The organism is Bacillus infantis, from assembly GCF_020171945.1.
Taxonomy (GTDB): Bacteria; Bacillota; Bacilli; order Bacillales; family Cytobacillaceae; genus Bacillus_AB; species Bacillus_AB infantis_A.
The window spans coordinates 44881-56358 of sequence record NZ_JAIVAP010000028.1; the positions used below are offsets into that span (position 1 = coordinate 44881).

An 11478-nucleotide genomic window follows, 5' to 3' on the forward strand; every position below is an offset into this window, starting at 1 on the left:
TCTCTATTATTTCATTTATGTTACAGATTATCTTTCCTATCCTTAAATGAAAGAAAACATAGGGCTGTCCGACGCTTATAAAACGCAAACATCCCTATGTCCATTCTACTGTTTATTTTACACGCGCCCCGTTTGGCAGCGACTCGGCGATAGTCGCAAGGGACAGCGCTCCGTCCTCGCTTCCAGCCAGGATCATGCCTTCTGACAGCTCGCCCCTCAGCTTAACCGGCTTAAGATTGGTCACACAGACAACCTTGCGGCCGACAAGCTCTTCCGGCTTATAGAATTTTGCAATCCCGGAGACAACCTGCCTCTTTTCATAGCCAAGATCAAGCTGAAGCTTCAGAAGCTTATCCGCTTTTTTGACGGGCTCAGCAGAAATGACTTCAGCTACTCTCAGGTCCAGCTTCATGAAATCATCAATTGTAATTTCTTCGCTGTCCGGCTTTTCAGGAACTTTCTTCTCTTCTGCTGCAGGAGCTGGTGCGCTTCCCTGCATTTTTTCTTTGATATATTCAACTTCTTCTTTCATATCAAGCCTTGGGAAAATCGGATCTCCTTTGACTACCTTCGTATTCTCCGGAATCAGGCCGAATGTCTCGAGGCTCTCCCAGGATGTCAGCTCTTCCGTGTTCACATTCAGCTGGTTGAAGATTCCATCCGGCGTGCGTGTCAGGAAAGGCTTCAGCAATACGCCGGTCCTTCTCAGAGACTCAGCCAGGTGGAACATCACATTGCCCAGCTCTTCTTTGCGTGCTTCGTCCTTCGCAAGCACCCATGGCTGTGTTTCATCGATATACTTGTTCGTCCTGCTCACAAGCTGCCACACAGATGAAAGGGCTACAGAGAATTCCATCTTTTCCATCGCTTCTTCATACTTCGCGACTGTTTCTTTGTTCATGTCCAGCAGCTGCTTGTCAAACTCGCCTTCAGATCCTGTATAGGCAGGTATCGTTCCGTCAAAATACTTCTCGATCATTGCCACTGTACGGTTAAGCAGATTGCCCAGGTCGTTTGCCAGGTCAAAATTGACCCTTTCAACAAATCCTTCCGGTGTAAAAACACCATCAGCGCCGAATGGCACTTCGCGAAGGAGGTAATAGCGGAGAGAGTCCAATCCGTAGCGGTCGATCAATGTAACAGGATCGACGACATTCCCTTTGGATTTGGACATTTTCCCATCCTTCATTAAAAGCCAGCCATGGGCAAATACCTTTTTAGGCAGCGGCAGATCCAGCGCCATCAGCATGATCGGCCAGTAAATCGTATGGAAGCGGACAATTTCCTTGCCGACCAGATGAACATCCGCAGGCCAATAGTTCAGATACTTAGAGTCATCTTCTGTTCCATAGCCAAGCGCCGTAATATAGTTGGAGAGCGCATCAATCCATACATATACTACATGCTTTGGATTGTCCGGCACTTTCACGCCCCAATCAAAGGTTGTCCTTGAAACAGCCAGGTCCTCAAGTCCAGGCTTGATGAAATTGTTGATCATTTCATTTTTGCGTGATTCAGGCTGGATGAAATGCGGGTTTTCTTCATAATACTTAAGCAGCCTGTCTGCGTATTTGCTCACCTTGAAGAAATAGGACTCTTCCTTCACTTTATTGACAGGGCGTCCGCAGTCGGGGCAGTTGCCGTCAGCCAGCTGGCGCTCTGTGAAGTATGATTCACAAGGTGTACAATACCATCCTTCATATTCTCCCAAATAAATATCACCCTGCTCAAGCAGGCGGGCGAAAATCTTTTCAACAACCTGTTTGTGGCGATCCTGGGTCGTGCGGATAAAATCATCATAAGAAATATCAAGCTTGCTCCACAGGTCCTTGATGCCATCGACGATCTCATCGACATACTCCTGCGGCGTTACGCCCTTTTCTTCCGCTTTCTGCTGGATTTTCTGTCCATGTTCATCCGTGCCGGTCAAATACATAACATCATAGCCGCGCAGGCGCTTATAGCGGGCCATTGCATCGCCGGCCACTGTTGTGTAGGCATGGCCGATATGCAGGTTCCCGCTCGGATAATAGATCGGGGTTGTAAGATAAAAGGTCTTCAATTTTCCTTCCATTTGGTTTCCCTCCTGTTAATGTTCAGCAAAGTAAGAGCAAGCAAAAAACACAAGCTCGTCCATCTATTTGATATGGCATCTCAGGCCCTGAATGCAAAAAATCCCGCCCTTTCCAGGACGAGAGCGAAAATCAGCCTAGCATGCCCGCAATCAAGCAAATTCACTATGTTTTCTATACTCGTCAGCATAGCCTCTTATACCCTCAAAATATACCTAAAAATATCAAATAGTGCAACTAAGAAAGGCGGAGGCGGCTTGCAATTTAAGGAACGCAGGCTAAATACGCCACGTCCTGTGGCAACGCCTGCATGACCTACATCCTGTGAGCATAAGACGCTTTGGAATCGAAGGCGATCTTTGCCTTCGGTTCCAAGTATCCTCATAAATCCGCAATCCCGCTCGAAGTATATATTATGAAGCGTTTCGACATTTTTGTAGAATTTTGTCGAATGAAGTTATTATAGTATAAAATTTTACTCTTAATTCAAAATATATATTAAAACAGCACAATACCAAAAATGTGTCTCCTCAGCCACAAAACCTTGATATAGCAACTTTCTTCATCACCTAAAAATTTCTAAAAAAATTTGATTTAAAAGTAATTGACGGATTTGGGAATGGCTGGTATTATGTTATCTATAAGAATTTTGTCGAATAATGACGAATCTATAGATAGAGAAAAAGAAAATAGTGGAGATATGAGAGGAGATTTTATTATGAAATCTACAGGTATTGTTCGTAAAGTTGATGAACTGGGACGCGTAGTTATTCCGATTGAATTAAGACGTACACTTGGCATCGCCGAAAAGGACGCTCTTGAAATCTACGTTGATGATGAGCGCATCATTTTGAAAAAATATAAGCCAAACATGACTTGCCAGGTTACTGGTGAAGTATCTGATGATAACATCACACTTGCTGGCGGCAAGCTGATCCTGAGCCGTGACGGTGCAGAACAGCTGCTGAAAGAAATCCAAAGCACATTTGAAACTGCAAAATAAGAAAAGTATAGAGCTGACTCAGCATTCCAGTCACTTGCGCTCTTTGTAAGAGTAATACTTTTTGATTCTATATGAAAAGAAAAAAGCTTCCATCTACCGGAAGCTTTTTTCTATTGCTCAATATGATAAGCGCTGTACACTTCTCTTTTATTCAGGCTCCTGTCCTTCGCTGTCTGCTTGATGGCATCCTTGGAGCTCATCTCCTTCACAGATATATAGTGTTTTACATGCTCCTCAATGGATAGCTGCTCCCACCACATATCTTCTTCTGCAGATTCTCCCTCCGGATTCCCTTCAAGAATAATACAGAACTCGCCTCTGACTTCATCAGATTCTGCCCATTCCACAAGCTCTGAAAGGCTGCCCCGGATGAATTCTTCATATCTCTTTGTAAGCTCCCGGCATAGAACGGCCTGGCGTTCACCTAACTGCCCGCTCATCAGCTGCAGTGTTTCCTTCAGGCGGTGCGGGGATTCATACAGGATAATGGTTGCATTAATCTTAGCAATCTTTTCCAGCTCCTGCTTTTTCTCTTTTTTCTGCCTGTTCAGGAAACCATAGAAATAAAAAGGCTGCGAGGCAATACCTGAAGCAATAAGGGCCGTCAGTGCAGCATTTGCCCCCGGAAGCGGAACAACAGTCAGCTGGTGTTCAAGCGCCTTTACGACCAGGTCATAGCCCGGATCGGAGATAGTTGGCATTCCGGCATCACTCACCACTGCTACCGCTGATCCCTCTTCAAGCATCTGAATGATTTTATCACCGCTATGGCCTTTATTATGCTCATGATAGCTGATGACAGGCGTTTCTATTTCAAAATAATTGCAAAGCTTCTTTGTATTCCTTGTATCCTCAGCTGCAATATAATCGGCCTCTTTCAGCATCCGCACGGCCCGGAAGCTCATATCCTCCAGGTTTCCGATAGGCGTCGGCACCAAATAAAGCGTACCCTTCCTATAATCACTGCTAAAGCTCTTTTGCTGCCACATCCAAATCACCTGTTTCCTTCATTAGAAAGTCTTCTTTCTTTTTTCTGCTCAACTGCTTGAATTGATATTCTGCCCTCATCGCTTCAGTTTTTCCTGAAAAGACTTGATGATAGACAAGCACAACCGGTCCGCGCCCCCTTGTATATTTAGCCGCCTTCCCTTCATTATGAAGCCTGACCCGCCTGTCGAGATCATTGGTGTAGCCGGCATAGAGGCTGCCATCCCTGCATTTCAGCACATAGAAGTAATGTGTATCATTTTCCATATAACATCTCACTGATTTCCGGTGTATATTCATGATCCTTATTATAGATATAAAGCGGCGGGAGCACCTTTAAATCCGGACTCCCCTGCTTGACCCCTTCGACAAGGAGCATATTGGCCTCTTTACCCTGCTTCGGATAAACAAACTGGAGACGCTTCGGCTCAAGCTTATACTGCCTCATCAGAGTGACAATATCAAGGAACCTACCCGGCCTGTGGACGAAGGCTGCCTTCCCTCCCTGCTTCAGCAGCTGGCTGGAGACGCGCACTACATCCTCCAGTGTGCAAAGGATCTCATGCCTGGCAATGGCAAGATGCTCATTGGCATTGATCTGATCTTTGGCTGGTGTAAGGAAATAAGGCGGATTGCATGTCACAATATCATACTTCCCATGCCCGAGCAGGGCCGGCATATCCTTAATGTCCCCATGGATCATCTTAATCCTGTCTTCCAGCCCGTTGTACTCAATACTTCTCACAGCCATATCATAGAGCCTTTCCTGAATTTCCACACCGGTAATCGACCCTTTTGTTCTGCTGCTCAAAAACAGCGGAATTACACCATTGCCGCTGCACAGATCAATCAGATTCCCTTTCTGGATCGGCACATAAGCAAATCTCGCCAGCAGGACAGCATCCAGTGAAAAAGAAAACACAGACGGGCTCTGGATGATGCGCAGCTTTTCAGCAAGCAGATAATCCAGCCGCTCATCCCCTTTTAAATTCAGCATACAATTTCCTCCGATAAACATTGTAAAAAGAGCCTTCCCGGCAAAAGGAAGGCTTACATTATTTCTTATTAAGGAAGGAAAGGCAGAAAAGGCAATCCCCTTCTTTACGCGGGCTCCCGAAATGCAGATTGCAGATATGGAACCCTTCCTGGTAAAGCCTTGCAAGATTGTCATAGCCCTCGCCAATATCGATGACTTTATCATCCTGCTCCGGCTTGCTTTTCCCTTTCTTGTCTTTCTTCCTGTTGGACTGTTGCTCTGCCGTTGTTTCCAGCCGGCGCCTTAAGTGGTCATTTTCCAGCTTCAAGGAGTTATTCTCCTCAAGTATCTCTGCCAGATGCTGCTTAAGTTCGCCAAGCTGTGTATACAGTTGTCCGATTTGGGTTTCCATATTGATCACGGAATCAAAAATCTCTTTTTTATCCACGCGTTCCACCTCATTAATCTGTGGATTGTACCGAAACAGCACCTTCTGTCAGCACTTCGTCCAGCGTATATTCAAGGACACGCTCCTGGTCTCTCACTTCCACTTGCAGAACGCGTTCTAAAATATTGAGCCCTACCACTTTGCCCCGGCCCTGTGGAGTATTGATGACCTCTCCTATATCCGGCAGCTGCTCTTTCGCAGACTCATACTCATCATTCTCGTACTTCAGGCAGCACATGAGCCGTCCGCACAGTCCGGATATTTTAGTAGGGTTAAGGGAAAGGTTCTGGTCCTTTGCCATCTTGATCGACACCGGATCAAAATCCCCCAGGAAGGTAGAACAGCAAAGCATCCTACCGCATGGGCCTATGCCACCGAGCATCTTAGCTTCGTCCCGAACACCAATTTGGCGCAATTCGATCCTTGTCCGAAAGATCGCTGCCAAGTCCTTTACAAGCTCCCGGAAATCTACTCTTCCGTCGGCTGTAAAGTAAAAAATCACTTTATTTCGATCAAATGTATATTCAACATCAACAAGCTTCATATCAAGCTGATGAGTGCTGACTTTTTCACAGCACACCTCATATGCTTCATGTGCAGCTTCCTTGTTTTCCTCAACAATCATCCGATCCTTTTGATCTGCAATTCTCAGAACTTTTTTCAATGGAAGGACAACATCGTTCTCATCCACTTGCTTCCGGGCAATTACTACTTTTCCGTACTCTACGCCCCGGACTGTTTCCACGATTACAAAGTCGTCCTTTTGAATTGAGAGATCTCCGGGATCGAAGTAATAAATCTTCCCGGCTTTCTTAAACCGTACTCCCACTACATCATACAAATGAAGATCCCTCCTGCAATTTTAACACAAGCTGTTCCATCAACAGCTGCGGATTCATATTTGCGTGCAGCTTTCTTTTTGCCTCCAAAATGGCTGTCATCTGCTCGGTCAGACGACGTCCGGACGTTTGTAATGCATATTGCTCTAAACGGTTCATCTCGTTTAGATAAACAGCCTGTCCCTGTTTCCCAAGCTGTATATATAGTAAATCCTTAAAGATAAGTATCAGCAAATCCAAACCGCGATCAAACTGCTCTTTCTCTTTAAAGTGCAAAAACCATTCTTCCTGCAGTGCAACCATTGCTTCTAAAGGATTCTTTTTCAGCACTTCATATAATTTTAACACTATTTTTTGTGCTTGTGCAAACCAATCATCACTGGAGAGAGCGATTGCTTCATCCAAATTATTGGTTAATTGGGCCAATAATGGCGCCATTTGCGGGCTTACACCGTTTTCAGCGAGCTGCATTTCCATATTTTGGGGTGTCAGCGGAATGAATGAAATTGTCTGGCAGCGGGACAAAATTGTCGGCAGCATCCTTTGCCCCTGCTCGGTCATCAGGATTGCGACAGAGTCAGAGTTTGGCTCCTCCAGAAACTTGAGAAGGCTGTTCGCCGCATTGACCGTCATTTTATCGGCATGATTGATCATATAAAGCTTGCGCTTCGATTCCACTCCTGTTTTGGAGAACTCCTCCTGAAGCGCCTGTATTTGATGCTTTTTAATTGAAAGCCCATCAGGCTCCAGCAGATGTATGTCCGGATGGTTGCCGCTGTTGATCCGCCTGCAGTTTGTGCAGTTTTCACAGGGGATATAGCCGCCCTCCGGCCTTTCGCAGAACAGGCTTTTTGCCAGAAGAAGCCCGGCATCCTTCTTTCCGGTCCCCCTCATCCCTTCAAATAAATAGGCGTGGGCAAGCCGGTCCTTCTGTATGCTGTTTTTGAATAATTTCAATACGGCAGGCTGAAGCTTCTCCAGCTGCTCCCACGTTTTTGCCAAACTGATCACTCACCTACATATATATATTAATCAGCAGTCCTTTGATTTCCCCGATTTTCCCCAGTATACCGATGGACTGCTTTTCCTTCTTCATGACTTCCTCCGTCAGATCGGCCAGCTTCTGGTCAATGGTTTCCACAATCTTTAAAGACCGGCCCTGTCCATACTGGTTCCAGCTGTGGGACTGGTTCAGCTCCATCCCGTAATCGACTGTTTCCTTCACAAAACGTTTGACAAGTGTTTTAAACTTGGCAAGATCCTTGAAATTGCGCGATCTCCCCAAGCGTTCCCCGGCAGAGTCGATGTCCTTCAAAAGCCCCTGAAGCTGGGCCATCTGCATCTTTTGGTCCTGCTTCTGGACAAGCTGCTGGAATTTTGCCCCGCCGCCTGGCTGAAGCTTTTGATCCTGCTTAACCTTATCAAGGTTAAGGCGCAAATCCTGATTTATTTTCAAAGCAATCGTCTCCTGTTATTCCTTATTAAAACTGGTGGAAGCTTTCAACCGGCAGAACAAACACTGTTGCACCGCCCACTTCGACCTCAACCGGATACGGCACATAAGAATCGGCATTCCCGCCCATCGGCGATACAGGCGCCACAAGCTGGTCGCGCGCGCTGCAGCTGTCCTTTATGACCTGCAGGGCCTTATCCACCCGGATGTCATCTGTACCAATCATAAAGGTCGTGTTGCCTGCTTTTAAAAAGCCGCCGGTGCTCGCCATCTTTGTTGCCCTGAAATTATGCTCCACTAACGCACTCATCAGCTTATTGCTGTCCTGATCCTGAATAACGGCTAATATTAGCTTCATCTATTGTCACGTCCTTTAAAAAGTGTTTTTCCGCGTGTATCTATCTATATTATAGCAAGAATTCTGTCTATAAACAGGGTCTATTCAAGTGCTTTGAAATAATTCCGTTCTCCAAAGAACAAAAACAGTTTCCTGAAAAGGAGAAAAGGCCTTATGAGGCCCTTTCGTTCAGCATCTATTTATCTGCTAACAGTGATTTTAGCCTGACAGATGCCAGCTGGTAAACCTCTTCTACAGGAAGAGAAGCATCTATGCGGCTAATCCTGTCAGGGAATTTCGCAATCAGAATCTCATAGCCTTCCCGCACCTTATTGTGGAATTCCAGGCTCTCCAGATCCAGCCTGTTCACTTCCCGCCCCTCATTCCGGCCGATCCTTTGAAGGCCGGAAGCCGGATCAATATCAAAATATAAGGTCAGTTCAGGCATCATGCCTTCAATTGCAAAATGATTGATGGAATAGACCTCATCAATCCCAAGCCCCCGGGCATATCCCTGATAGGCAAGCGAGCTGTCAATAAACCGGTCGCACAGGACGATATAGCCTTCATCAAGGGCAGGCTGCACTTTCTCTGCCAGATGCTGCCTTCTCGCTGCTGCATAAAGAAGCGCCTCGGTCCGCGGATCCATTGCCGTATTCTTTGTATCCAGGATAACAGCCCTTATCTGCTCAGCGATTTCAATGCCGCCCGGCTCCCTCGTCTGCATCACTTTATATCCTTCATCGGCAAGCCCGCTCGCCAGCATATTGATAATTGTCGTTTTGCCGGCCCCCTCAGGACCTTCTGCCGTTATAAATATACCTTTATCCATCATGTTCCTCCTGCTTACATTCTGCTCGTTAAGCATATATGCTGATTTGATTTTTATCTAGATGTCTGCCGCCCTGGAACCTTGCACCGCTTGCCTGTAAAAGCTGGAGGCTCTTTACATCCTCTCCTGATATCACTTCACCAGGGAAAAGGAGCGGAATGCCGGGAGGATATGGAATGATCAGCTCTGCGCATATCTTTCCTGCCGCCTCCTCCATGGATACTGTTTTCCTTCTCATTCCCATCTGGTCCTGAGTATTCAGGGCAAGGGTCGAAACGGATGGCTTTTGAAAAAAATTCACCTTAGCAGTCTGGCTGTCTCTTTTTTCGGACATTGCCTTTTCCGTTTTAAAAATAATCTCTTCAAAAGGAAAATCCATATCCTTCTTTAAGAGCGGGAGGACAAACACAACATTATAGGGATCCGCCATTTCAGGATAAATCCCCTCGTCCTCCAGCAGGCCCTGCAGCTCAAAGCCGGACAATCCCTCAGGCTGGATCACAACCTTAAGCGGATCTCCTGCGCCACCTTCATATTCCAGCACGAGCAGGCCGCTTATGCCGGCCAGCCCGCGTCTGAATGATTTTATACGATCAAGGAGGCTTCTATCATCCTCTTCTGTAAATGTTTCTAAATAATGCCTGGCACCATCCAATGATGCCATGATTGGATAAGAAGGGCTGCTGGACTGCAGCATCTGCAAATATTCCCTTGCTCCCTCAAAACCGATGAGCCGGCTATTATAATGTAGATAAGCACCCATCGTCATGGCAGGGAGCGTCTTGTGGGCTGACTGCACCACGAAATCAGCCCCCAGCTCCACTGCCGACTTCAGCCGGGACATTTTAATCAGATGGGCCCCATGTGCCTCATCCACTAATACAAGCATCCCATGCTGATGGGCTTTATGGATGATTGCCTTCAAATCAAATACCATACCATAATAGTTTGGATAAGTCAGGATGATCGCTTTGGCGCCAGGATGAAGGCTTATCGCCTTTTCCACCGTATCTGGAGCAATGCCGCCGGCGACTCCCCAGTCACCATTATACTCCGGCCCCAGGAAAACAGGATGCGCTTTGGCAAGGCGGATCCCATTCAAAACAGACTTATGGCAATTCCGCTGCACAAGGACCGTCTCCCCTTCCTTCACAGTCCCCAGAATCATAGCCAGATTTCCAACAGTCGACCCATTTATTAAAAAAGAGCTCTCCTTAGCTCCATACAGCTTGCTGACTAAAAGTTCCGCTTCTTTGATAGCGCCTGAGGCAGCATAGAGGTCATCCAGACCGGATAATTCCGTCACATCCAGCTTCAGAGCCTCTGCGTACACCTCTTGGCTGCCTTTATATAAAAGCCCGTTCTTATGTCCCGGGACATGCAGGGAGATGCTTTCCTCCCCTATATGATCCAGCAGCCTGCTGAACAGGGGAAGATTATTATAGTCATTCATTGTCATCACCAGATTATTAGATTCTTCACCTATTTTATCAGACCCCATCTTAAAAAGATAATGCGTCCCCTAAATAAAACTAAGCTGTTCCCAAAAGAATTGCCTATAGACATACACCCGGAAGCGAAGCAGCACATACAATAGAAAACATGTAAATACTCTCGAGACTTTTCAAAAAATTGTATTATTTCTTGCAAAATGGACAGAATAAGAGTGGAGGTGGAGATATGGATTCTTTATTGGCAAACAATCAGATGAAGAAAACCTGTGTCATTTGCGAAGAAGATAAAACAAGGGGCATACATTTATATACCTCTTTCATCTGCACAGATTGTGAATCTGATCTGATTAACACCGACACGGACAATCCAAAATATAAATATTATCTGAAAAAACTGCGTAAAGTAAATACACCGGAAATATTCTCGTAGAAGCTGATGCTTCTTTTTTTTGTGGTTTATTGGAGGAGAACAGCTTTTGAAATTGTGGCCTTGGCGGGAGAAGCAGGTAAGCATATTTGAAGGCAGAGTGTGGAGTTGGGCAGCTGGGTTTTAATTGTTAGTTTATTTGGGTTGTCGGTGGATTAGTGGACGAATTGGTAAAATTCATGGTTATAGCAGATGCTTTTCCCATTGCTTTAACCAAAAATGCAGATCATTCGCTTGCCCGGTATGCTTTTTTCTGCAGTATTTAAGATATTAACAGCCTGAATTAAGGTAAATGGTAAATTAAATGCCGAAGTCGGTAAATTAAGTGGGGAAGTCGGTAAATTATTCAGCCAATTGATTAAATAAATCGCCAAGTTGGTAGATTATCGGACAAATTGATGAAATTCGCAATCAAAGCAGCTGCTCTCCCCATCAATCTAATCAAAAACCCTGCTAATCTGCCCACACCGGCCACTAATTTCCGCTCAAGAACCCTTTTCTTATTAAAATCTTCTCCTTTTCATTAAAAATAGGTTCTACGTCAAATGTTGGGGTGAGGTCCAAAGGGCTTCACCCTTATCCAATATGCACACCCAACTTTTTATACTTATGAGTTAATAAGATTTTGGCTCGAAAACGCTTAAAGCTTC

13 protein-coding genes are annotated in these 11478 nt (G+C 45.6%); 2 read left to right on the forward strand and 11 right to left on the reverse strand.

The window, feature by feature from the left end:
* Nucleotides 1-112 precede the first annotated feature (112 nt).
* Nucleotides 113-2074, reverse strand: a complete 1962-nt coding sequence (metG, locus tag LCM00_RS23190; RefSeq protein ID WP_224906461.1) for a methionine--tRNA ligase — start codon at nucleotides 2072-2074, stop codon at nucleotides 113-115.
* A gap of 716 nt (nucleotides 2075-2790) precedes the next feature.
* On the opposite strand from metG, the gene LCM00_RS23195 reads away from it, so the two are divergent.
* Nucleotides 2791-3075: an AbrB/MazE/SpoVT family DNA-binding domain-containing protein gene (locus LCM00_RS23195; RefSeq protein ID WP_009791698.1), complete on the forward strand. Its 285-nt coding sequence runs from the start codon at nucleotides 2791-2793 to the stop codon at nucleotides 3073-3075.
* A gap of 110 nt (nucleotides 3076-3185) precedes the next feature.
* On the opposite strand, the gene rsmI is transcribed toward LCM00_RS23195, so the two are convergent.
* The 10 genes from rsmI to LCM00_RS23245 all read right to left on the reverse strand — a co-directional run bounded on the left by rsmI (nucleotide 3186) and on the right by LCM00_RS23245 (nucleotide 10448).
* Entirely contained in the window at nucleotides 3186-4064 is an 879-nt protein-coding gene (gene rsmI, locus LCM00_RS23200; protein WP_224906463.1) for a 16S rRNA (cytidine(1402)-2'-O)-methyltransferase, read from the reverse strand.
* Nucleotides 4042-4329: a GIY-YIG nuclease family protein gene (locus LCM00_RS23205; RefSeq protein ID WP_224906466.1), complete on the reverse strand. Its 288-nt coding sequence runs from the start codon at nucleotides 4327-4329 to the stop codon at nucleotides 4042-4044. Before LCM00_RS23205 ends, rsmI begins: the two co-directional genes overlap by 23 nt.
* The gene (locus LCM00_RS23210) at nucleotides 4319-5059 is read right to left on the reverse strand and encodes a tRNA1(Val) (adenine(37)-N6)-methyltransferase (protein ID WP_224906467.1); all 741 of its coding nucleotides are present in this window, start codon (nucleotides 5057-5059) and stop codon (nucleotides 4319-4321) included. Before LCM00_RS23210 ends, LCM00_RS23205 begins: the two co-directional genes overlap by 11 nt.
* Nucleotides 5060-5117: 58 nt before the next feature.
* Nucleotides 5118-5486 (reverse strand): DNA replication initiation control protein YabA, encoded by a 369-nt coding sequence (yabA, locus tag LCM00_RS23215; protein WP_224906487.1) that lies wholly within the window; start codon nucleotides 5484-5486, stop codon nucleotides 5118-5120.
* 13 nt (nucleotides 5487-5499) lie between these two features.
* A complete protein-coding gene (locus LCM00_RS23220) occupies nucleotides 5500-6327 on the reverse strand; it encodes a PSP1 domain-containing protein (protein WP_224906469.1) in 828 nt (275 codons plus the stop codon).
* Nucleotides 6320-7327, reverse strand: coding sequence for a DNA polymerase III subunit delta' (gene holB / locus LCM00_RS23225; protein ID WP_224906489.1), 1008 nt, complete (start codon nucleotides 7325-7327; stop codon nucleotides 6320-6322). The genes LCM00_RS23220 and holB overlap by 8 nt, the downstream gene beginning before the upstream one ends.
* Nucleotides 7328-7340: 13 nt before the next feature.
* Nucleotides 7341-7781 (reverse strand): YaaR family protein, encoded by a 441-nt coding sequence (locus LCM00_RS23230; RefSeq protein ID WP_224906478.1) that lies wholly within the window; start codon nucleotides 7779-7781, stop codon nucleotides 7341-7343.
* A gap of 25 nt (nucleotides 7782-7806) precedes the next feature.
* Nucleotides 7807-8136 (reverse strand): cyclic-di-AMP receptor, encoded by a 330-nt coding sequence (locus LCM00_RS23235; protein ID WP_009791690.1) that lies wholly within the window; start codon nucleotides 8134-8136, stop codon nucleotides 7807-7809.
* A gap of 175 nt (nucleotides 8137-8311) precedes the next feature.
* Nucleotides 8312-8947, reverse strand: coding sequence for a dTMP kinase (gene tmk, locus LCM00_RS23240; RefSeq protein WP_224906480.1), 636 nt, complete (start codon nucleotides 8945-8947; stop codon nucleotides 8312-8314).
* A 28-nt stretch (nucleotides 8948-8975) separates the two neighbouring features.
* Nucleotides 8976-10448, reverse strand: a complete 1473-nt coding sequence (locus LCM00_RS23245) for an aminotransferase class I/II-fold pyridoxal phosphate-dependent enzyme (RefSeq protein ID WP_224906482.1) — start codon at nucleotides 10446-10448, stop codon at nucleotides 8976-8978.
* A 179-nt stretch (nucleotides 10449-10627) separates the two neighbouring features.
* Here LCM00_RS23245 and LCM00_RS23250 point away from each other — a divergent pair, with 179 nt between their 5' ends.
* The gene (locus LCM00_RS23250; protein WP_022543201.1) at nucleotides 10628-10831 is read left to right on the forward strand and encodes a sigma factor G inhibitor Gin; all 204 of its coding nucleotides are present in this window, start codon (nucleotides 10628-10630) and stop codon (nucleotides 10829-10831) included.
* Nucleotides 10832-11478 lie beyond the last annotated feature (647 nt).